Here is a 23,217-nt window from a genome sequence, read left to right as displayed (position 1 = left end):
CGGGAGTGTGGTTTAGGACAATTGATCCAGGTAGCGCTCGGCATCGAGCGCCGCCATGCAGCCTGTACCGGCGCTGGTCACCGCCTGGCGGTAGATGTGGTCCTGCACATCGCCGGCAGCGAATACGCCGGGCACGCTGGTGGCAGTGAAGTTGCCTTCGCGTCCGGCCTTGGTGACGATATAGCCGCCCTCCATGTCCAACTGGCCCTCGAAGATGTCGGTGTTCGGCTTGTGGCCGATCGCGATGAACACGCCCTTGAGCGCGATCTCCTTGGTCGAGCCGCTGTTGACGTCCTTGAGGCGGACGCCGGTGACGCCGGAGTCGTCGCCCAGGACTTCGTCCAGGGTCTGGAAGGTTTCCAGCACGATACGTCCTTCCTTCACGCGCTCCATGAGCTTGTCTACCAGGATGGCCTCGGCCTTGAACTTGTCGCGCCTGTGCACCAGGGTGACCTTGCTGGCAATGTTGGCAAGATAAAGCGCTTCTTCCACTGCGGTGTTGCCGCCGCCGATCACGGCGACTTCCTGGTTGCGGTAGAAAAAGCCGTCGCAGGTGGCGCAGGCGGACACGCCCTTGCCGGCGAAAGCTTCTTCCGAAGGCAGGCCAAGGTACTTGGCGGAAGCGCCGGTCGCAATGATCAATGCATCGCAGGTGTATTCACCGGAATCGCCGACCAGCCGGATCGGCTTCTCGGCGAGATGGGCGGTGTGGATATGATCGAAGATCATCTCCGTGTTGAAGCGCTCCGCATGCTTCTGGAAGCGTGCCATCAACTCCGGGCCCTGTACGCCGTCGGCGTCGGCTGGCCAGTTGTCCACCTCGGTGGTGGTCATGAGCTGGCCGCCCTGGGCGATGCCGGTAATCAGCACGGGCTTCAAGTTGGCACGTGCCGCATACACGGCGGCAGAATAGCCTGCCGGGCCGGAACCCAGGATCAGCAAGCGAGCATGTTTTGTTGCCATACAGTGAGTACTCCTAATGCAATATTTCTAAAGGTGCGATGTTCGAAAGGTCGGAATATTAGGGTTTTTCCAGCAGGCTGCGCAACATCCATGCGGTTTTTTCATGGATTTGCAGGCGCTGCGTCAGCAGGTCGGCCGTCGCTTCGTCAGCTGCCTTTTCCGCGGTCGGGAATACCGAGCGCGCAGTGCGCACCACGGCCTCGTGACCGGCTACCAACGCCTTGATCATGTCCTGGGCATGCGGGACGCCGTCGGTCTCCTCGATGGAGGTGAGCTTGCTGAATTCCTTGTAAGTGCCGGGAGCGGGGAAGTCCAGGGAGCGGATGCGCTCTGCAATCTGGTCGACTGCGGTCCATAGCTCGTTGTATTGTTCCTCGAACATCAGGTGCAAGGTGCGGAATTGCGGGCCGGTCACGTTCCAGTGGAAGTAATGGGTCTTGAGGTACAGCGTGTAAGTATCTGCAAGGAAACGCGCAAGCCCTTCAGCGATTTTCTTGCGGTCTTTTTCACTGATGCCAATATCTACCATCTTATTCTCCTTTATTTGAGGTGAAGTACCATCCGCAATCAATGCATGCGGAATCTTTGCGGATGAGCTTAAGCCTGCTTGTTACCAGACCATTATGGCAATGCTTAGTTTCGCTAGTTTAGGCGTCGCTACAGGGGAGTGCAAATTGATTATGTTTATAGGAATGATAGCCTGGGTTAATTGCCGCGGCCCCATCAAAAGAGCCGGCAGGTGATATGAGCATGGGTAAAACGGCGAAGTAGGAACTATCTGACAAGGATGTCATCCAACTGCGTGACGGGAACACAATTCCTGTCGAGTCGATTCACCTCCCAAAAGGAAAAGGAAGTAGCATATGTTGGTACTAGAAGTTCGTCACCCTCCAGGACATGCGGACGACGTTCTGCATCCTGAGCAAGTTGTTCCGCGTTTCAACCACGCTCAATATGTTCCCGCAGAAAATGTCGCAGAAAAAGAAGCGGCATTCGACCGTATCAGCCGCGCAGGCAATCAAGGCGCGCTGGTCAGGAACATCGATGCGTTTTGCGATTGTGTCTGAAGCGGTTCGATAGCACGAGTGGAAATGGCTGGGGCGCGCTCCGGCCATCATGTATTTGCCGCTTCATGCTGCTGAGCAGCATGCCGGAGCGAAACAGGGTTGATGCTGATATAATCGGGACAGCTTAATTTTGTGCCGGGTACTGAATCATCTTGTTTTTCCAGAAAAAAAGCACGCCGCTCAATAGCCGTCGTCAAGCCGAGCCTGAAGCCACCCCTGGCATCGTCAAGGAAGCCTGGTGGCTTGTGTTGGTCGTCGTCGGCCTTTATCTTGCCTTAATCTTATTCACTTACCGCAGCACCGACCCTTCATGGTCGCATAGCACCAGCGACGGCGACGTGACGCAGAACGCAGGCGGGGCGCTGGGCGCCTGGCTGTCCGATATCCTGCTGTACCTGTTTGGCTTTTCCGCCTGGTGGTGGGTGGTGCTGGCGTTTTACGCCATGTGGCTGGTATACCTGCGCCTCGAAGTCGTCGATGCCGAGCGCAAGCCATTGATCTGGCTCAACCTGGCTGGGTTCGCCATGTTGCTGCTGTCCTCGGCTGCATTGGAGGCAGGGCATTTTTACGCCATGACGGTGGAATTGCCGCTAGCCGCCGGCGGTATGCTGGGTTCACTGGTGGATGCCGGCCTGCAGGCGATACTGGGCTTCGCGGGTTCAACACTGGTGCTGCTGTTGCTGCTTGCGGTGGGCTTCAGCCTGTTCACTGGCTGGTCGTGGATCGCGATTGCGGAAAAATTCGGCGCCGGGCTGGAGTTCAGCTATCACTACGTTATCGAGCGCTGGCAGGATTACCAGGACAGGAAAGTGGGCAAGGCCGCCGAGCAGCAGCGCAACGAGTTCGTGGGCAATGAGCGCAAGCGCACCGAGGACCGCCTGCCTGTACAGATCGAGGTGCCGCCTACGTTCGAGATCGCGAAAAGCGAGCGGGTGCAGCGCGAGAAACAGACGCCGTTGTTCGAGGCATTGCCGGATTCTCCTCTGCCGCCCTTGCATCTGCTGGATGAACCCAGCGGCGTGGTGGAAGTGCAGTCTGCCGAGACCCTCGAATTCACTTCGCGCCTGATCGAGCGCAAGCTCATGGATTTCGGCATCGAAGTCAAGGTGGTGACCGCGTTGCCCGGCCCGGTGATTACGCGCTATGAAATCGACCCGGCGGCAGGAGTCAAGGGCAGCCAGGTCGCCAACCTCTCCAAGGACTTGGCGCGGGCCTTGTCTGTCATCAGCGTGCGCGTGGTGGAGACCATCCCGGGCAAGACCTACATGGGCCTGGAAATCCCCAACCCCAAGCGCCAGATCGTCTATCTTTCCGAGATTCTCGGCTCTCAGGTGTATGCCGACGTGAGTTCGCCATTGGCGATCGCCATGGGCAAGGATATTTCCGGCAAGCCCGTAGTGGCCGACCTTGCCAAGATGCCCCACGTGCTGGTCGCGGGGACTACCGGCTCGGGCAAATCGGTGGCGATCAACGCCATGATCCTGAGCCTGGTCTACAAGGCGGAACCCAGCAAGGTGCGCCTGATCCTGATCGACCCCAAGATGCTGGAACTGTCCGTGTACGACGCGATTCCGCATCTCCTGGCCCCGGTGATTACCGATATGCGTCAAGCGGGCAATGCGCTCAACTGGAGTGTGGCGGAGATGGAGCGGCGCTACAAGCTGATGTCCATGCTGGGCGTGCGCAACCTTGCTGGCTACAACCAGAAGATCCGCGATGCGGAAAAAGAAGGTAAGTCGATTCCGCACCCGTTCAGCCTGACGCCGGACGAACCCGAACCGCTGGAAGAACTGCCATTGATCGTCGTGGTGATCGACGAATTGGCCGACCTCATGATGGTGGTCGGCAAGAAGGTGGAAGAGCCGATCGCGCGTCTCGCCCAGAAGGCCCGCGCCTGCGGCATCCATCTCGTGGTGGCGACCCAGCGTCCGTCGGTGGACGTCATCACCGGCCTGATCAAGGCCAATATCCCGACCCGCGTGGCGTTCCAGGTCTCGAGCAAGATAGACTCGCGCACCATCCTCGACCAGATGGGCGCGGAAGCGCTGCTGGGCCAGGGCGATATGCTCTACCAGCCGCCCGGCACCAGCGATCCGCAGCGCGTGCATGGCGCCTTTGTTTCCGACCAGGAAGTGCACCGCGTGGTGGAATACCTCAAACAGCAAGGCGAGCCGAATTACATCGAGGGCATCCTCACCGGCGGCAGCGAGGATGGCGGCGAGGCAGGTGAACTCGGCGAGAGCGGCGGCGAGGCAGACCCGCTCTACGACGAGGCCGTCGCCATCGTGCTCAAGTCGCGCCGCGCGTCCATTTCATCCGTCCAGCGGCAGTTGCGCATCGGCTACAACCGCGCTGCGCGCCTGATCGAGGAAATGGAGCGGGCCGGGCTGGTGTCTGCCATGCAGAGCAATGGCAACCGGGAAGTGATTGCGCCCAATAACCATGAATAAGCACGAAAGATTGAGCAAATGAGGGTTGTAGCAGCATTGTTAATGATGATGCCATTGATAGCACAAGCTGATGGTGTCGAGTCGCTCAAGGCGTTTTTCAAGTCCACCAGCGCCATGCAGGCGCATTTCCACCAGGTCGTCACCGACGCGCAGGGCAACAAGGTGCAGGAAGTCGCAGGCAATATGCAGTTGCAGCGTCCCGGCAAGTTCAGGTGGGATTACGACAAGCCCTATGTGCAGCAGATCGTGGGCGACGGCGAGAAGGTCTGGCTCTACGATCCCGACCTCAACCAGGTGACCGTGCGGGCGATGGGCAAGGCGATCGGCTCCAGCCCGGCCTCTCTGCTGGCCGGTGCGCAGGATGCCGAGCGCAATTTCACCTTGACCACTGTCAGCCGGTCCGACGGCCTGGAGTGGGCGCAGGCGGTGCCCAAGGCGGAAGAGAGCGGCTTCGACAAGGTATTGCTCGGCTTCAAGGGCGACGAATTGCAGAAGATGGAGCTGCACGACAGCTTCGGGCATACCACCAGCATCCAGTTCAGCAAGTTGCAGCGCAATCCCTCTATCGCCAACAGCCAATTCAAGTTTGTGGTACCTGCGGGGGCCGATGTGGTGGGCGAGTAAGTGGCCGTATTCAAGCAATGTATGGCGGGCAGCAAGGCTGTATTATTGTACAGGGCCGCTTTCCACGGCATGGTGGGGGCGGCCTTGCTGTTGATGGGCGGAGCTGCGGCTTGCGGGCAGGATGCTGACTTGCTCGTCAAGGCAGGAAGCCTGATAGCAGGCCGCGACTATGCCGCCGCATATGCCCTGCTGGAGCCGGTGGAGTCCGAGCATTCGGGCGACCCGGCGTATGACATGCTGTTCGGGCTGGCCGCGATTGACAGCGGGCATGTGACGCGCGGTGTGTTTGCACTCGAGCGCGTGCTTGCGGTGCAGCCGGATAACGCCAACGCCAGGGCGCAGATCGCCCGCGCGTATTTCCTTTTGGGCGAGCAAGAAGCCGCCCGCGCCGAATTCAGGAACGTGCTCGACCGGCAGCCGCCGGAAGACATGGCCCGGGTGATCAATCGCTATATGAGCGCGATCGACAAGGCCCAGGGGCTGGCGACGACGTTCTCGGCGTATCTTGAAGGCACGCTGGGCCATGATTCCAATGTGAACAGCGCTACGACAGCATCCTCAGTGGCCGTTCCTGGAATCGCGAATAATCTGGATTTGGTGCTGTCTCGCGCATCTCGGGCGAGTTCGGATAACTTCATGACAGTTGCAGGCGGCATGTCGATGAGTACACCGTTGACTTCGCGCTTATCTGTGTTTGCCGGGGCTAATGGTTCGCAACGTCTGAATCATGATGAACATGCGTTCGATATAGGTTCGCTAGACGTGAATGCAGGTCTGCGCTATCGCCGGTTTGTCGATACGTTTACATTGGCTGTACAGGATGCCAATATCTGGGTAGATGACCAGCGTTTCCGCAGGGCTTATGGCTTGAATACCCAGTGGCAGCATGATGTGGATAATAAGAATCAATTGAGCCTGTTTGCCCAGTTGGTGCGTATCAGCTACCCTGAGAACGAGATTCGCGACGCAAACCGCTATGTGGCGGGAGCTGGCTGGGCACACGTTTTTTCCGGAGATAAGACCCCTGTGCTTTTCACTAGCGTTTATATGGGACGTGAAAAAGTCAGGTCATCGGGATATGATTTCCTGAGTAATGATCTCCGTGGGGCAAGAGTAGGGGGGCAATTGACGCTCACACCGGCAGTGGTTGCATACGGCGCCCTGAGCTATGAACATCGTCACCACGATGCACAGGACCCTTTCTTCCTCAAGACGCGCCAAGATAATCAATTTGATATCAGCATGGGCCTGAGATACCTGCCTGGCAGCGATTGGGTGATCAGGCCGCAGTTGAGTTATATCCGTAATCAGTCCAATACCCAGATCAATGATTTTGATCGGTATATGTTTTCAGTGAGTGTACGACATGATTTCAATTGGTAAGGCATTGCAGCGTTTCGCCCTTCGTCCATCGCCTACAGTGATACTGCTGGCATCGTCCCTGCTTGTTCCGCTTTCTGGTATGGCGGCTGCAGGCAAAGTAGAGTTTGTACATGGCCTGGCTAGCATTGTCGATCAGCAAGGCAACTCCAGGGTTGCTAGTAAAGGCAGTGAGTTTGACAGCGGCGAAACATTGCAAACGGTGGATGGACGCATGCAGGTCAAGTTTATTGATGGTGGTTACATTTCCTTGCAGCCCAATACCAGCTTTAAGGTCGAGGAATATCACTATAACGGCCAGCAAGACGGCAGCGAACGAGGCATCTTCCGCCTCATCAAGGGAGGTTTGCGTGCTATAACCGGCGTGATTGGACATGCAAACAAGCCTAACTACCGTATGGATACGCCCGTTGCCACTATCGGTATACGCGGAACTGAATTCACGGCTTCTCTCAATGACGCCCAGCGCCTGTTGGTGAAAGTGGGGGATGGAGCCGTCTTTATTGAAAATGATGTCGGTAACTTGGTGCTTTACAAGGGGCAAGCTGGTGAGGTCGGTGAGTTGAATAGGCCTGCTTATAGCGAGCAGCAGCCATTGCTCGCTGCTGCAGGGCCTAGCGGAGCAACTTCTGAGGATGCACAACAGGACCAAAAGCGAGAGCAGGCGGAAACCCAAAGTTTTGTGCTTGGAGATAACAAAAGTATTAGCGGGGGGCCTTGCTTAGGCGGGTTGGGCGGGCAATGCGTCTGGGGAACAGATCCAAGCGAACGTCTGATCAGTGCCTACCACTTGGCTGGAGTGCAGGGACAATGGTCAGGGACGTCTCAAATAGAAAGCACCGCAGGGGAATTGGAAGCCAAAGGTTCGTTGAGCGTTGACTTCAGTCAATATAGCGCCAGATTTGGTTTGGAGCTAACCAATATTATTGAAAGCCGTAATGAAGTTGACATGAGTGGCGGGGCTACCGGTAAGCTATCACACGATGGTAGTTTTGCCTTTTCGCAAGGTACTTTGGAAGGAGTTGGTTGTACCAATACTTGCGACTTGGTTGTGCATCAAGGTCAGCTAAGCGGTAATCAGCTTTCTGATGCTAGTGTTAATTTTAGTGTAATCAGAAATAACCCTGTTTTCGGCCCGTCTCTTCCTGAGCAGCCATTTGTAAATAATCAGGTTGTAGAAATGCAACGTGTCGATAATCAATCAAATGTGCGTTAATCAGGATTTCATACCTTGTCTGAATATGGATCTATAGATAGGGGACGATTGTGACCGGACTATTCGAACCCGTTGCTCCCCAAGCCCCGCTGGCAGAGCGCCTGCGCCCTAAGTCACTGGATGAAGTGGTCGGGCAAAAGCACCTGTTGGGCGAAGGCAAGCCTTTGCGCTTGGCTTTCACCTCGGGCAAGCTGCCGTCGATGATACTGTGGGGGCCGCCGGGCGTGGGCAAGACCACGCTGGCCAGGCTGATTGCCAATACCGCGGATGCCGAGTTCATTCCCTTGTCCGCCGTGCTGGCCGGGATCAAGGACATCCGCGAGGCCGTGGAGCGCGCCGAGCATACCTTGCAGCAACGCGGCCGCCGCACCATCCTGTTCGTCGATGAAGTGCACCGCTTCAACAAGGGCCAGCAGGACGCTTTCCTGCCGTTCGTGGAAAGCGGCCTGATCACCTTCATCGGCGCCACCACGGAAAACCCTTCGTTCGAGGTCAACAGCGCCCTGTTGAGCCGGGCGCAGGTGTTCGTTCTCAACGCCTTGTCCGAGGACGAATTGAAACAGTTGCTCGAGCGCGGCAAGCAGGAAATGCAGCTGGATATTCCCTTGACGCCGGATGTCGTGGAGCAGGTGCTCGGCTATGCGGACGGCGACGCCAGGCGGCTGCTCAATTTTGCCGAAGGCTTGTTCAATGCGGCGATTGCGGCCGGCGTATCGGAGATCAATGCCGAATTCCTGCAGTCGACCATGGCGAGCAAGCTGCGCCGGTTCGACAAGGGAGGCGAGGCTTTCTACGACCAGATATCCGCCCTGCATAAATCCGTGCGCGGCTCCAACCCTGATGCGGCCCTGTACTGGTTCCTGCGCATGATTGATGGCGGGGCCGATCCGCTTTACCTGGGCCGCCGCATCGTGCGCATGGCGGTCGAGGATATCGGCATTGCCGACCCGCGCGCGCAGACCATGGCGCTGGAAGCCTGCCAGATTTACGAACGCCTGGGGTCGCCGGAGGGGGAGCTGGCATTGTCCAATGCCGTGATCTACCTGGCGGTGGCGGCCAAGAGCAATGCGGCCTATATGGCCTACAACCAGGCCAAGGCCTTTGTCGCCAGCGACAAGTCGCGCCCTGTGCCCTTGCATCTGCGCAATGCGCCGACCAAGCTCATGAAGGCATTGGACTACGGCAAGGAATACCGTTACGCGCACAACGAGCCGGGGGCTTATGCCGCCGGCGAGGACTACTTCCCCGACGACCTTGAGGCGATGCAGTTTTATGTGCCCACGCCGCGCGGGCTTGAAGGTAAAATTGCCGAGAAAATGGCGCACTTGAGGGCGCTTGACGAGGATGCCCGTGCCAAGAAGCGGAAAAAATAACTCAACGTGCCTATGCACACTTGCAATCAAACCCAGGAATTTTCATGTTAGACATCCAGCAGTTACGCAATGACCTCGATAACGTCGTGGCGCGCCTTGCCAGCCGAGGCTTTGCTTTTGATACCGATGCTTTTACAGCACTTGAGAACGAGCGTAAGACCGTGCAGACGCGTACGCAGGATTTGCAGGCCAAGCGCAATGCCACTTCCAAGCAGATCGGCATCGCCAAGTCCAAGGGCGAGGATGTCGCCCCCATCATGGCGGAAATCGCCGGCCTGGGCGCCCAGTTGAAGGAAGATGAGGAACGATTGGCAGTTATTCAGGCCGAGCTGCAGCAACTCCTGTTGAACGTGCCAAACCTGCCGCATGAAAGCGTGCCTTCCGGCAAGTCGGAAGAGGACAACGTCGAGGTACGCCGTGTAGGGACGCCGCGCAGTTTTGACTTCCAGATCAAGGACCATACCGATATCGGCACGCCGCTGGGCCTGGATTTCGACACCGGCGCCAAGCTGGCCGGCGCGCGATTCACCCTCATGCGCGGGCAGATCGCCCGTTTGCACCGCGCGCTGGCGCAGTTCATGCTAGATACGCAGACGGAAAAGCACGGCTATACCGAATGCTACACACCCTACATCGTCAATGCGGACACCCTGCGCGGGACCGGCCAACTGCCCAAGTTCGAGGCGGACTTGTTCGCAGCACAGAAGGGCGGGCAGGGGGGCGACAGCAACGAAACCCTTTACCTGATCCCGACCTCCGAGGTGACGCTGACCAATACCGTGCGCGACGAGATCGTGGCGCTGGATAGCTTGCCGATCAAACTTACGGCGCATACGCCATGCTTCCGTTCCGAGGCAGGTTCTTACGGCCGCGATACGCGCGGCATGATACGCCAACACCAGTTCGACAAGGTGGAAATGGTGCAGATTACGCATCCCGAGCGCAGCTATGAAGCGTTGGAGGAGATGGTCGGCCATGCCGAGCATGTGCTGCAGGCGTTGGGATTGCCGTATCGCGTCGTGCTGCTCTGCACCGGCGATATGGGCTTCGGCGCGGCCAAGACCTATGACCTGGAAGTCTGGCTGCCTGCGCAGAATACCTACCGCGAAATTTCTTCGGTCTCCAATTGCGAGGCGTTCCAGGCGCGCCGCCTGCAGGCGCGTTTCCGCAATGAAGGCGGCAAGCCCGAGTTGCTGCATACCTTGAACGGCTCGGGCCTGGCAGTGGGCCGTACCCTGGTGGCCGTGCTGGAAAACAACCAGCAGGCGGACGGCAGCGTGGTGGTGCCTGAGGCGCTGCGGCCTTACATGGGCGGGCTGGAAGTCATCAACGCCTAGAAATAAGCAAGCCTCCGTCAACTGATGCCGCAGCGAGCAATCGCTCGCTGCGGCATCAATGTTCTTCCTTTTCTTGGCTCAACGTTTCGATCAGGGCAATCTGCATGCGGTAGTGCAGCATCACGAACCAGCGCCAGAGCAGGGCAACCAGTCCTGCGACGATCAGCAGCACCACAACCCAAACATCCAGCGGCGGCATGATGCGATGGCTCAACGCCAGGATCAGCAATGCCATGCCAACGACAGCCAGCACGTTCACCGCCTTGGCGATAAAGCGCTGCACGCGGCCACAATCGTTTCCCGTCATGCCTTGCGTGGTATGGTCGGCAAGCAGCAGGCCGAGGGATTGCAGCTTCCTGAAGGCCGCGATCAGGAAAGGCGCTGCCAGCAGCAATGCCGAACCCCAGGTGAGAGCTTGCTGCCACATGATGTCGCGCATGGGAGACGGCAGGCTGACCAGGTGCACATTGACTAGCCAGACAGCCCCCAGGAACAGCGCGCTGACCATGCACAGGTTGACGAACACTTGCAGCAGCAGCTTGCGGTAAATGCCGGCGAGGATGGCGCCGTCGCTGTCCGGGGCATGGTTGTTGGAGGCCAGCCAGTCGCTGTACAGCCGGAAGAATTGCGAAATCCTGGCCGGCATGTTGCGGGCCAGGGTGCTGGACAGCGGGTCGGCGGCCTTGATGAGGTAAGGCGTGGTGAGCGTGGTAATGACGGAGGCGGCCACGGCGATCGGATAGAGGAACGAGCTGGTGACGCCGAGCGTCAGGCCCAGGGAGGCGATGATGAACGAGAACTCGCCGATTTGCGACAAGCCCATGCCCACGCGCAAGGAAGTGCGTCCGTCGTTGCCAGCGGCCATGGCGCCCAGGGTGCAGGCGAAGATCTTGCCGAAGATGATCACCAGGATGACCACGATCACGGGCTCGGCATATTCGATAATGATGGCGGGGTCGAGCATCAGGCCGATGGCGACGAAGAAGATGGCGCTGAACATGTCGCGGATCGGCATGATCAGCCGCTCGATCGCCCGGATGCGGCGCGATTCCGCCATGATGGCGCCGATCATGAATGCGCCGAGCGCCACGCTGTAGTCCAGCTTGATCACCAGCAGGCAGAAGCCGAAACACAAGCCGAGGATGGTGATCAGCAGCATTTCGTCGCGCTTGAAGCTGGCGACGTATTCGAGCAGCTTGGGCACAAGGATAATACCGAGCACCAGCGCAACCACCATGAACAAGGTGAGATTGGAAATGGTGACGGCGGCATCCAGGGTGGATACCTGCCCGGTGACTGCAATGCCGGAAAGTAGCGCAATAATGCCGATACCGAGGATATCCTCGACGATCAGCACGCCGAAGATCATCTGGGCGAAGCGCTCGTGCTTCATGTTGAGCTCGTCGAGCGCCTTGACGATGATGGTGGTCGACGAAATCGCCAGCATGGCGCCCAGGAAGATCGAATCCATGGATTTCCAGCCAAAATAACTGCCTATCTCATAGCCCAGCCAGACCATCACGACGATTTCCACCAGCGCCGCCACCACAGCAGTGGCGCCTACCGCCCGCAACTTACGCAGGCTGAACTCCAGGCCCAGCGAAAACATCAGGAACACGATGCCCAGTTCTGCGAGGATCTCGATCGTATGGTTGTCGTGCACCATGGCGAAGGGCGGGGTGTGCGGGCCCAATATCAGCCCGGCAAGGATGTAGCCCAGCACCACCGGCTGTTTCATGCGGTGGAAGATAATCGTGACCATGCCTGCCACCAGCATGATGACAGCCAAGTCCTGTATGAAGGCGGCGGCGTGCATAATCGTATATTTTCTCTATGGTAGAGACATGACTGGAGCCAATGGCTGCGTCATGTTTTGATTGAATAGAACTGTTTCAGCCCTATTTTATAACGATCCCGGCAGAGCCAAGGGCAGGATAAAGCTTGATTCTGCTACTTATTCTTGGCTAAGCGTATTGCCGAAGCCGTTCAAGCTTGCCACCTCGAAACTCGGGAAGATGGGCGTATGCCGGGGCTCACGCCGCGCCAGTATCTTGTGGTAGGTACGCACGGACTCCACAAACACGACAGGAGCGCCACCGCGTGCAAAACCATATTTGAGCGTTGAAAAGTGTTCTTCCTTGCTCAGCAACGGCAAGGCCTTTTTTACGTCCACCCACCGGTCAGGATTGAGCTTCAACCGTTTTGCCAGGATGCGCGCATCCTGCAGGTGGGCATAACCGATGTTGTAGGCCGCAAGCGCCATCCAAGTCCGGTCCGGCTCATGTACGCTCTCCGGGATCAAGTCCTTGAGCATAAGCACATACCGTGCCCCGGCGATAATACTTTGGCGCGCATCCAGCCTATCGGTGACGCCCAGCCTGTCGGCGGTGTCCTCTGTCAGCATCATCATGCCCCGCACATTGGTGGGCGAGGTGTTGAACCTGTCCCAGTGCGATTCCTGATATGCAATCGCGGCCACCAGGCGCCAATCCAGCCCGGTCAGTTCCTGGGCTTCGTGGAACAGGCGCCTGTATTGAGGCAGCAAGGTCTCGGAGCGCTGCATGAAGGTGGTGACGTCCACCGGCTTGAGGCGGTCGGCATGGCCATAGTAGCGGTCGATCAGGTTGCGCAGCGTGCCATCCTGGCTGATGCGCGTAAAAAACGCATTGGCCTTTTCATACAGCCATTTGTCGCTGGTTTTCGGAAAGGCCCAGGCCACTTGTTCGGGCTTTCCTAGCGTCAGGCTTGCACCAAGGTTGGGATAATAGTTCTGCACCAGTGCAATCAAGTGTCCGTCCGCCACGGTGAAATCCAGCTCGCCTTCGGCGACCTGGGCCATCAGCTCGTCGGAATTCGCATTGGGGGTCTCCGTCCAGCTGAGTTGGGGCTCGTGCTCCTTCAAGCGTTGAAGGCGTTCGGAGTAGCTGGTGCCGGAGGAGACGGTAATCTGTCTGCCCAGCAGTTCCTTGATATTTTTTGGCGCTTTTGTCAGCTCGCTGTTAAAGACAATTTGCTGCTGCACTTTCTGATAGGGCAGGGTGAACCTGACCAAATGCTCGCGCGTATGCGTAATGCTGAGGTCAGCAGCCGCAAAATGCGCCTTGTGCTTGAGCAGTGCGGGAATTACCTGGGAGATATTATTGACTACAAGGAATTTGACACTGTACTCAGGACCGAGCTCACGTACGAAGTTTCGCACCAGATCGTGCTCAAGCCCGGCATATTGATTATTGCCGCTATAGTAGTACGTACTTGGTCCATTGTGGGTGACCACAATGATTTCCTTGGTGGTGCGAGGGTCTGCCAGCGGTTTGGGCGCTTCCTTACAGCCCATCAGCAACAGCGCTAATAAAAAGATAACCAGTGAACGCATCCGGTCAAGTTTCCTAAAGATTGCTGTCTTTGTCCAGTCTGAGCATCTTTTAGTTCTTGCCCGCAAATGAAAATACTTGTATTTCTTTTATTTAACAAGTAGTTAGTGCGCTGCAAACAAAAAAGGCTGCGGAAGCCGCAGCCTTGAAGAAAACTTGATTGCTGATTAGGCGAACTTGCTTGCGTTCTTGCGGCTGCGAGCAGCAAAACCAACCAAACCAAGACCCAGTGCCAGCATGCCATAGGTAGATGGCTCAGGAACCGCAGCGGTGAACGTGATGTTGCCGCCGTAGGAAGCCTTTGCAAATTCTGTCGCGGTAGTACCGGCAATACCGGCAACAGTCAAGTTATATGTGCCAGCACTCAAGCCAGCCAGGGAGAATGTCCAGGTGTCAGTGGTGGAAGTCGCGTTACCCAGGTTCAGTGTCAAAAATGTTTCCGTCGCGGATGTGCCTGCCAAGGTGACGCTGGTCAGATCGACGCCTTGGAAAACCAGGCCGCTGATAGAAATATAAGTCGAGCTGGCTGTGCCGGAGATATCGGTAAGATCGGTCAGTGTGAATGTGAAAACATCAGTAAATTCACCGCCGGATGCAAAATCGTTGCCGAAATGCACAGAACCGTTTGTTACTTGAAGTTCAATAGGATCAGCAGCAAACGCGCTGGATGCTGCCAGAGTGGTCAAACCAAAAGCCAGTGCGATAGCACCTTTCTTGAATGTAGTAGCTAACATGATAAACCCCTAAAAAATTTAAGTATGGACAACTAAGGTCAAGCTTCTATTGAATTTATTGTCAGCCTGTGGAGCAGATATTCACTGATCTCTCGTTGCTCCTCAATAGTGCGAATGGACTAAATAGTCTGATCGGACTAGAGGTGAGGAATCAAACGAAACGCAAGGGATTGGATTGGGATTGCAGAGATAGAATTACGGATGGCGGAGAGGGAGGGATTCGAACCCTCGATACGCTTTCACGTATGCCTGATTTCGAGTCAGGTACATTCAACCAGCTCTGCCACCTCTCCGGGAGCGCGGATTATAGCTTACGGACATTTCTAAGTAAAACTCATCGTCTGCAAGCCTATTGGCGAAAGGAATCGCTTTGCAGCCTTTTACGCTGCCGTCCTGGGTTTTTGCGATAGCACCAGTATGCCGCTGGTGCAGATGATGGCGATGCCAATAAAACTGTATAGGTCCGGCACGTGGCCGAAGATCAGGTAGCCGATCAGTCCGGCGAATATCAATTGTCCATAGGTGAAGGGGGCCAGCGTCGCGGGGTTGGCATGATGGTATGCCTCTGTCATCAGCAGGTGGCTCAGCAGGGCGGAAACCCCCAATGCAAGCAACAGGATGGCATGGTGTGCGCTGGGGGTTTGCCAGAAGAAAGGCGCAATGAATGTCAGGGCGGCGCTGCCTATCAGGCCGCTGAGCAAGTTGGTCGTGGCGGAGCTGTCGGTGGCGTTGAGCTTGCGCGTAATGATCTGATACAGGCTGAAGGTGAATGCCGCGCCTACGGCAAGCAGGCTGACAGGGGTGAACAGTGCGCCGCCAGGCCGCAAGATCACGAGCACGCCTATAAAGCCAAGCGATACGGCAAACCATTGCAGCGGCCTGACCCGCTCGCCCAGCAACGGACCGGACAGCATGGTGACGATCAACGGGGTCAGGTAGACGATCGCGGTGCCTTCCGCCAGGGGAATGTAACGCAAGGCGGAAATGAAGAACATGTTGGTGCCTACCATGCATAAGCCGCGCAGCAGCTGCAAACCTGGATTGCGGGTTTTGAAGATGGCGAAGCCGGAGCGCGGGAACAAGACGGCCAGCATGAGACTGCTGTGGATGACGTAGCGTATCCAGATGATCATGACGACTGCATAGAAGCCTGCCAAGTATTTGGAAAGCGCGTCGCTGCCTGCAAACAGAAAAATGGCGCCACACATGCAGAGGATGCCTTGGAGCAGCTGATGCCTGAAGGTTGGGTTCATATTGGGATAACTTGAAAGAGTGCAGCAGATGGTTCGATGCTGTAGCTGCGGAGTGTATCACGGCCATCGATGCAATGATGTATCGGGCTCATCAATCACGTCGTTGCGAGTTTCCACATCAAATATCCAATACGAAGCCCCGTGAAGCCTCTTTCGCTGCCTCCATCAGGTGAGCGCGTATAATGCGGTACTTTTCGGCCATGCCTTTCGGGCGTTCATGGGTAGTGATCATGCATTGTGGAATAGATTACGGGACTTCCAATTCGTCGCTGGGAGTCGTGAAAGACGGAAAGGTCGTTCAGGCCAAACTGGAGCAGGATAGCGTTTACCTGCCTTCGGCGATTTATCGGGCATTCCCGGAGCATGAGCTCAACGAGGATATGGAGTCGCGCAGCATACGCCAGCAGTTGGGCAACGCGCAGGGCTTGTTGTATGGTTCCGAGGCGATTGATGCCTATATCCGCAACCCGGGCGATGGCTTGTTCATGAAGTCGCCCAAGGTGTTTTTGGGGAGCGACCTCAATAAGGACCAGATGGATTTTTTCGAGGTGGTCATTGCCAAGATGATGACGCACATCTTGGAGCAGGCCAGGGCTTTTTATGGGAAGGATCTGCGCCAGGCAGTGATCGGCAGGCCGATCCGCTATCACGGCATCCGCGGCGAGCAGGGCGATAAGCAGGCATTGGCGATCATGGAACATGCCGCCGCCGAGGCAGGGCTGGAAGAGATTGTCTTCATGTATGAACCGCTGGCTGCGGCGCTGGATTATGAGCAGGGGCTCGACCAGGACGAGGTGCTGCTGGTGGTGGACGTGGGCGGCGGCACCACGGATTGCTCGGTGGTGAAGGTCGGGCCATCCTACCGGGACAAGCGCGAGCGCAGCGACGATCTGCTGGCATATTCCGGCAACCGCATCGGCGGGGTGGACCTGGACGTCAACCTCGGCTGGCATAGCATCATGCCGCTGTTCGGGCGCGGCACGGACGAGTTGCACAACAAGGCGTTTGACGCGATTGCCGTAAACAGTATTCCCAGCCAGCAGGCATTCTATTCGCGCTTCGAGATGCCGGTGCATGCCAAGGCGGATACTGCGCGCGAACGGCTTTACAAGGTATGGCAGGATAAGCTCAGCAGTCATCTGGTGCGCAGTGCAGAGCTGGCAAAAATTGAATTGTCGACTACCCAACGGCACACGCTTGGGCTGGAGTATGTCGAAGATGGTTTAGATGTGCAGGTGGCACGCGAGGATTTCCGCGAGGCCATTACACGTTCTACAGAAAAAATCCGGCAGGTGATCGACGATGCACGGCAGGCGAGTGAGTCCAGGCTCGACAAGATTTACCTGACCGGCGGTTCCGCCGTCTCTCCCGTCATCCAGCAGGTGATCCGGGAAGTGGTGGGCGATGCCGTGCCGTTTGTTTCCGGCAACATGCATGGCAGCGTCGCTTGCGGCCTGAGCGTGTTCGCCAGCCGGCATTTTTCTTAGAGCTTGTTCACCGTCTTTTCATGGATACGCATGATTCCAAAACATGTCCGGTCAGTCCGCAGGTGATGCTCATTGCCCCGCCAAGGATTGCAGCGCGGAGCAGGCCCGTCTTGGAACATGTTGTCGTGGGTTGTCCTAGGGGCGTAGCTGGGCAACGCACTCATGAAAAGATTCTGAACAGGCTCTTAATCCTTGCTGTCACTCCATTGAATCATATAAAGTATTGCCATGTAACAGCGGCTTAGCCATTGTGGCTGGTGTTGCGCGTGGATACTTGTTTTCGTCACGATACGGCCGCAGCTCTTGTTTCCAGCCGGTCCTGACCAGGCATGGATATCGGGGGTGTCCATCCACGTAGTGTTTAAGTACCAATAGAAGCATTGTCGAAGAGGTAACGAGATACTGGCAGCCAGGCTGCATCTCGCGTACTTCATAACAATTACACTTGACGAAAGTGCTTATGGGAAAGAAAAAGCATGGCTGGCCGTTGGCACTGGGCGTATTCATTCTCGGCATGGTGGTTACTGCGATCATCGCCCGCGCCCAGTTCTATAACAGTAGCTTGCAGTCGCGCCAGTTCGAGTTGGCGAGGGCGGCCGGGCAGGAACTGCACCATTCCATCCAATCCGAGATACAGCATGCCGTAGATTTTGTACAAGCCACGGGATGGCTGTTCAATGCGAGCGAATCCGTCAGCCGCGCCGAGTTTACCGAATTTTCGGTTAACGCAATCCATCATAGTCATTTGCTGAAAGAACTGCAGTGGCGGCCAAGGGTCAAGGCTGCCGATGTGCCGGGCCTGGTCGAGGCCGCAGCCAGAGACGGACTGACCGGCTTCCGTTTGCTGGAGCAGGACGCCGGCAGTGACGCGTTTATCCCAGCCCGCGCACGTGACGAGTATTTCCCCATCTTTTATAGCGAAATGGCTTTCGAGGAAACGGCAAACCCTTCCTTGCTGGGGGTGGATACATTGATCGGCACGCCGGACTTCAAGACGCTAGAGCAGGGCATTGCCGGAAAGCACAGCGTGGTGATGTCCATCATGGATGCGAATCAATTCATGGTCATGGTGCCAGTGTTTGCTGGTGATGAACGGGATATTGAGCATCTTGCCGGTTATGTGGCCGGGCGTTTGTCTATCCAGCAGTTGCTGCATACCTTGGAGCAGCAAGCGGCGAAACTGGATATGGACGTCATCCTGCTGGACCGGGCAGGCATGAGGCTTCCCATATTGCAGGTGGTGGCTCCTGGTAGTCCTTTGCGCCAGTTGGATTCTCAACAGCCTTATGAGCCTGAAATATGGGATGTCAGCCTGCCTTTCAGCATTGCCGATTTTTCCGGTACGCTGGTCGTGCATCCCCATGCCAGCCTGTCTTATCAGCATGCCGGGTCGATACTGGCGATCGTCGTATTGGGCATGTTGATTTCCGCACTGCTTGCGGGCTTGCTTTATCGCATGCTGGGTGAGCAGCGCGCGGTCAAGCTGTCCGAGGAGCAGTTGGATAGCCTGACCGGCAATCTGCCTGTGGGCGTTTTCCAGATGCATGCGGGCAACGGTACGCCAGCACGCTTCACCTTCGTCAATGCCAGCGCCTGCCAACTACTCGATGTGCCGGAGGAAAGGATACTGGCGGATTGGCAGAACGCGTTCCTCCACGTGGTACCGGAGCAAAGGTTGGAACTGTTGGCTGCTCTGCGCCGGGCCAAGGACAACAAGCAGGTATGGGACGGAGAATTCAGGCTGCAAGTAGGGCCCGATACGCGCTGGCTTCGTGCGCGTGCCGTTCCTAGGCATACGATGTTGGGGGAGCTGGTGTACAACGGTTTCGTCGAAGACGTGACCGAGCGCAGGCGGATTGAGCAAGAGGTCAGGTCGCAAAGCCTCTTCCTGCAGCAGTTGATCGATAATATTCCCAGCCCCTTGTTCTTCAAGGGCAGCGACAGCCGCTTCCTGGGCTGCAACCGCGCCTATGAGCATGAGTTCGGCGTGTCCCGCGACCGCATGATAGGCAAGACCGTGCTGGAGATGGAGTACTTGCCATACGAAGACCGCATGGCCTACCAGGAGGAGGACGAGCATGTGATATCCACCGGCGCCACCGTGCATAAGGCGCTGTCCCTGCGGTTTGCCGATGGCAAGATGCACCAGGTGCTGTACTGGGTGAGCGGGTTCAAGTTGCCGGACGGCTCTGTTGGCGGGATGGTGGGGTCCATCGTCGATATCACCGCCCAGCGCGAGGCGCAGCAGGCGCTCAGCGTGGCGATCGACCAGCAGAAGGCATTGTTTGATTCCGCCCCGCTGGGCATCATCGAGCTTAAGAACCGCCGCGTGGTGCAATGCAACCGCAAGTTCGAAACCATGCTGGGATACCAGAGCGGCGAGCTGTTGGGCCACTCCACCCGGGAATGGTTCAGCAACGACGAGGACTTCGCTGCGGTAGGCAAAGGCTATGAGGTATTGCGCCGAGGCGAGACTTATACCGGCGAGTACCAGTTTACCCGTAAGGATGGAAGCAAGTTCTGGTGCCGCATCTTCGGCCACGCGGTGGACATCAACGATCCCGAGCATCACAGTGTCTGGCAGTTCGAGGATGTCACGGAAAAGCGCGCAGCCGAAGAGCAATTGCACCTGGCACGGGATATGGCGGAAGAGGCAACGCTTGCCAAGTCCATGTTCCTGGCCAATATGAGCCATGAAATCCGTACGCCGATGAACGCAGTGATCGGGCTTGCCCATCTGGCGTTGAAGACAGAGCTTGATGTGAAGCAGCGCGATTACGTGACCAAGATTCACAGCGCGGGCATTTCCCTGTTGTCCGTCATCAACGACATCCTGGATTTCAGCAAGATCGAGTCGGGGCGGATGGATCTCGAGGAAGTGGAATTCTCGCTGGATCAGGTGTTGAGCAGCGTGACCAATACCTTGGCGTATACTGCCGCTGATGCAGGGCTCGAGCTTCTGTTCGACGTTGCCGACGATGTGCCAGGCAACCTGGTCGGCGATCCCTTGAGGCTGGGGCAGATATTGCTCAACCTGGTCAGCAACGCCATCAAGTTCACCCATGAGGGTGAAGTCATCATCCGCTGCCAATTGCTGGATTCCAATGACCAGCAGGTCAAGTTGCAGTTCCTCGTGATTGATTCCGGCATCGGCATGGACGATGAAACCTGTTCGCGCCTGTTCCAGCCGTTCATGCAGGCCGACGGCTCCACCACGCGCACATACGGCGGCACTGGGCTGGGGTTGACTATCTGCAAGCGCTTGGTAGGCATGATGCAAGGGGATATCTGGGTGACCAGTGTGCCCGGGCAGGGATCCACATTCACGTTTACCGCATGGTTCGGCAATGGTCATAAGGCCCGGCCCTATACCTTGACCAATGAACTCAACGACCTGCACGTGCTGGTGGTGGATGACAACCTCGCCGCGCGCAGTATTCTCGCCAGCCAGCTTGGCTTCCTGCCATGCAAGATCAGCCATGCCAATTCCGGCATGGAGGCCGTGGAGACGGTGCGCGACATGCAGCATGTATTGCCGGTGGACCTGGTATTGATGGACTGGAAGATGCCGGGGTTGAGCGGCCTGGAGGCGGCACGCCTGATCAAGCATGACGCCAGCCTGGGCAAAATACCCGCCATCATCATGGTCACGGCGTACGGGTGCGAGGAAATTCGCAAGGAGTGCGACGACCTGAAGCTGGAGGGCTTCCTGGTCAAGCCGGTCAGTCAGTCCACCCTGATTGATACTTTGGTGGGCATTTACAGTGCATCCGTGAAAAAATGGTCTTATGTGCCACAGAGCCCGAATTACGATCTCAGCGGCATGCGGCTGCTGGTGGTCGAGGATAACGAAATCAACCAGCAGATCGCCTCCGAACTGTTGCAGGCCGTTGGGGCGACAGTGCAGATTGCGGAGCACGGGCAGGCGGCGCTGGACAAGCTGAACGAGCAAGGCGCGCATTACGATGCGGTATTGATGGACTTGCAGATGCCGGTAATGGACGGCTATGAAGCGACACGCCGTATTCGTGCCAATCCCGCGTTCGATCACTTGCCGGTGCTGGCGATGACGGCACATGCCACTGTCGAGGAGCGTCAGCGCTGCATCGAGCTCGGCATGGCGGCCCACATCACCAAACCCATCAATCCGGATATGTTGTACCAGGCCCTTGTCTGTATCCATGTCGGCCAGGCCGTGCCGGAAGACGCATTACAAGCCATGGGAGGATATGCCGAATTGGAAATCGAAGGGTTCAATGTCCCGGAAGCGTTACGACGCGTCGCGGGAAACCAGGAACTGTATCGCAGACTGTTGCGACAGTTCTCCCAGAGCCAGCAGGGCGTGCCAGAACAGATAAGAAGCGCCTTGCAGGAGGGCCGCCGCCCTGACGCGGTCAGGCTGACCCATACGCTGAAAGGCGTGGCGGCCAACCTCGGAGCGCAGGCGTTGTCTGACGCCGCGGCCGTGCTTGAGCAGACCTTGGTGGAAAATGCCGACGCCGGGCCGGCCCTGAAGCGGATTGAATCGGCCCTTGCCAGTGCAGTTGCCGCCGTGGCCCGTGTATTGGGCCAGCCGGCAGCCGGCGCTGGGTCATCATCTTTTCAAGTTACGCAGCAAGAGGGTCAGACATTGCTGCTGCGGTTGACCCAATACCTCGAAGCGAGGGATGCCAGCGTGCAGGATTTTCTTGCAGACCAGGCCCAGGCGCTGAGAGCCATGCTGACAGCGCAACAATATGACAAGCTGGTGGGGCTTGTAGGCTTCTACCAATTCGATGCGGCTTTGCTCGTGGTGAAGCCGTTATTGGCAACGGCTTCACATGAGAACCTATCCTAAGGACAAGCGGCGATGGACAAGACATCGGATACAAACAGCAAGCAAACGATCCTGGTCATTGACGACACACCGGAAAACCTGTCGGTCATTAATGCCCTGCTGAAGGAGTTCTACCGGGTCAAGGTCTCCACCAGCGGCGTCGATGGATTGAATGTAGCGCAGATGCTGCCTCAGCCCGACCTGATCCTGCTGGACATCATGATGCCGGACATAAACGGCTACGAAGTTTGCCGCCAGCTCAAGGCCAACCCGGTCACGGAGAGTATCCCGGTCATTTTCCTCACCGCCAAGATCCATATGGAGGACGAGCAGCGCGGGTTCGACGTCGGGGCGGTCGACTACATCGTGAAGCCGATCAGTCCGCCGATCGTATTGGCGCGTATCCAGACGCATTTGTTCCTCAAGGACCAGCGCCGGTTCCTTGAATACCAGGTCGAGCAGCGCACGCGCGAGATCGCCTTGATCCAGAATGCGACCATCTTCGCGCTGGCTTCCCTTGTGGAGGCGCGCGACAACGAAACGGGCAACCATATCCGCCGCACGCAGAACTACGTGCGCCTGCTGGCGGAGAAACTGCGCGAGCATCCGCGATTTGCCGCGCAATTGACTACCCCGGTGATCGACCTGATATACAAATCCGCGCCCCTGCACGATATCGGCAAGGTGGGTATCCCGGACCGCATCTTGCTCAAGCCCGGCCCGCTGACCGAGGAAGAGTACGAGGTGATGAAGAGGCATGCGAGGCTGGGCGCCAATGCCTTGATCGAGGCGGAGAAGGTGATCGGCCGCGACAACAATTTCCTGCAGTATGCCCGCGAGATCGCCATGTGGCATCACGAGCACTGGGACGGCTCAGGCTATCCCGACGGCTTGCGCGGGGAGGACATCCCGGTCTCCGCCCGCTTGATGGCGATTGCCGACGTCTATGATGCCTTGATCAGCGAGCGGGTGTACAAAAAGGCGTTCGATCATGAAGTGGCGGTACAGATCATCCTCGAAGGGCGCGGCAAGCATTTCGACCCGGATATCGTCGATGCCTTCATGGCGGTCAAGGATGAGTTCTGGCGCATCGCGGAGCAATACCAAGACCGGTACGCCGGCAAGGCATGAATAAAAAAAGGATGG

Annotated in this window: 16 protein-coding genes and 1 tRNA gene; 10 read left to right on the top strand and 7 right to left on the bottom strand. The window is 57.3% G+C overall.

The annotated features are described in order from the left end of the window. Positions 1 to 12: 12 nt before the first annotated feature. The gene (gene trxB / locus ACJSDX_RS07525) at positions 13 to 963 is read right to left on the bottom strand and encodes a thioredoxin-disulfide reductase (RefSeq protein WP_309564916.1); all 951 of its coding nucleotides are present in this window, start codon (positions 961 to 963) and stop codon (positions 13 to 15) included. Positions 964 to 1,021: 58 nt separating this feature from the next. Further along, complete coding sequence (locus ACJSDX_RS07520) at positions 1,022 to 1,492, bottom strand: Dps family protein (protein ID WP_309564917.1); 471 nt, start codon at positions 1,490 to 1,492, stop codon at positions 1,022 to 1,024. Between the two features lie 334 nt (positions 1,493 to 1,826). Between ACJSDX_RS07520 and ACJSDX_RS07515 the strand changes: the two genes are divergently transcribed. From ACJSDX_RS07515 to serS, 7 genes are all read left to right on the top strand, one after another. Then, a complete protein-coding gene (locus ACJSDX_RS07515; protein WP_407994173.1) occupies positions 1,827 to 2,030 on the top strand; it encodes a hypothetical protein in 204 nt (67 codons plus the stop codon). 152 nt (positions 2,031 to 2,182) lie between these two features. After that, positions 2,183 to 4,480, top strand: a complete 2,298-nt coding sequence (locus ACJSDX_RS07510; protein WP_407994172.1) for a DNA translocase FtsK — start codon at positions 2,183 to 2,185, stop codon at positions 4,478 to 4,480. 18 nt (positions 4,481 to 4,498) lie between these two features. Next, entirely contained in the window at positions 4,499 to 5,104 is a 606-nt protein-coding gene (gene lolA, locus ACJSDX_RS07505; protein WP_473234708.1) for an outer membrane lipoprotein periplasmic chaperone LolA, read from the top strand. Between the two features lie 21 nt (positions 5,105 to 5,125). After that, complete coding sequence (locus ACJSDX_RS07500; RefSeq protein WP_407994171.1) at positions 5,126 to 6,487, top strand: surface lipoprotein assembly modifier; 1,362 nt, start codon at positions 5,126 to 5,128, stop codon at positions 6,485 to 6,487. Next, positions 6,471 to 7,700 (top strand): FecR family protein, encoded by a 1,230-nt coding sequence (locus ACJSDX_RS07495; protein ID WP_407994170.1) that lies wholly within the window; start codon positions 6,471 to 6,473, stop codon positions 7,698 to 7,700. The genes ACJSDX_RS07500 and ACJSDX_RS07495 overlap by 17 nt, the downstream gene beginning before the upstream one ends. A 50-nt stretch (positions 7,701 to 7,750) precedes the next feature. Continuing rightward, a complete protein-coding gene (locus ACJSDX_RS07490) occupies positions 7,751 to 9,073 on the top strand; it encodes a replication-associated recombination protein A (protein WP_309564923.1) in 1,323 nt (440 codons plus the stop codon). A 44-nt stretch (positions 9,074 to 9,117) separates the two neighbouring features. Next, positions 9,118 to 10,410, top strand: coding sequence for a serine--tRNA ligase (gene serS / locus ACJSDX_RS07485; protein WP_407994169.1), 1,293 nt, complete (start codon positions 9,118 to 9,120; stop codon positions 10,408 to 10,410). A 55-nt stretch (positions 10,411 to 10,465) separates the two neighbouring features. Here serS and ACJSDX_RS07480 read toward each other — a convergent pair whose 3' ends face one another. From ACJSDX_RS07480 to ACJSDX_RS07460, 5 genes are all read right to left on the bottom strand, one after another. Beyond that, positions 10,466 to 12,226 carry a cation:proton antiporter gene (locus tag ACJSDX_RS07480; RefSeq protein WP_407994168.1) on the bottom strand — a complete coding sequence of 587 codons (1,761 nt, stop codon included), beginning with the start codon at positions 12,224 to 12,226 and terminating at the stop codon, positions 10,466 to 10,468. A gap of 138 nt (positions 12,227 to 12,364) precedes the next feature. Next, on the bottom strand, positions 12,365 to 13,783 hold the full coding sequence (mltF, locus tag ACJSDX_RS07475; RefSeq protein WP_407994167.1) for a membrane-bound lytic murein transglycosylase MltF: 1,419 nt from the start codon (positions 13,781 to 13,783) through the stop codon (positions 12,365 to 12,367). 165 nt (positions 13,784 to 13,948) lie between these two features. Next, entirely contained in the window at positions 13,949 to 14,515 is a 567-nt protein-coding gene (locus ACJSDX_RS07470) for an FxDxF family PEP-CTERM protein (protein ID WP_407994166.1), read from the bottom strand. A 202-nt stretch (positions 14,516 to 14,717) separates the two neighbouring features. Further along, a tRNA-Ser gene (locus ACJSDX_RS07465) sits at positions 14,718 to 14,808 on the bottom strand. An 87-nt stretch (positions 14,809 to 14,895) separates the two neighbouring features. Then, positions 14,896 to 15,768 (bottom strand): DMT family transporter, encoded by an 873-nt coding sequence (locus ACJSDX_RS07460; protein ID WP_407994165.1) that lies wholly within the window; start codon positions 15,766 to 15,768, stop codon positions 14,896 to 14,898. 278 nt (positions 15,769 to 16,046) lie between these two features. Here ACJSDX_RS07460 and yegD point away from each other — a divergent pair, with 278 nt between their 5' ends. From yegD to ACJSDX_RS07445, 3 genes are all read left to right on the top strand, one after another. Further along, positions 16,047 to 17,255: a molecular chaperone gene (yegD, locus tag ACJSDX_RS07455; protein ID WP_407994164.1), complete on the top strand. Its 1,209-nt coding sequence runs from the start codon at positions 16,047 to 16,049 to the stop codon at positions 17,253 to 17,255. A 460-nt stretch (positions 17,256 to 17,715) separates the two neighbouring features. Then, positions 17,716 to 22,092 (top strand): CHASE domain-containing hybrid sensor histidine kinase/response regulator, encoded by a 4,377-nt coding sequence (locus ACJSDX_RS07450; protein ID WP_407994163.1) that lies wholly within the window; start codon positions 17,716 to 17,718, stop codon positions 22,090 to 22,092. A gap of 12 nt (positions 22,093 to 22,104) precedes the next feature. Then, complete coding sequence (locus tag ACJSDX_RS07445) at positions 22,105 to 23,202, top strand: HD domain-containing phosphohydrolase (RefSeq protein WP_407994162.1); 1,098 nt, start codon at positions 22,105 to 22,107, stop codon at positions 23,200 to 23,202. Positions 23,203 to 23,217: the final 15 nt, after the last annotated feature.

Source organism: Methylobacillus draconifructus (genome assembly GCF_045984355.1).
GTDB lineage: Bacteria > Pseudomonadota > Gammaproteobacteria > Burkholderiales > Methylophilaceae > Methylobacillus > Methylobacillus flagellatus_A.
The sequence above is the reverse complement of the archived record's forward strand: the minus strand, read 5'-3'. Positions and strand labels throughout refer to the sequence as shown.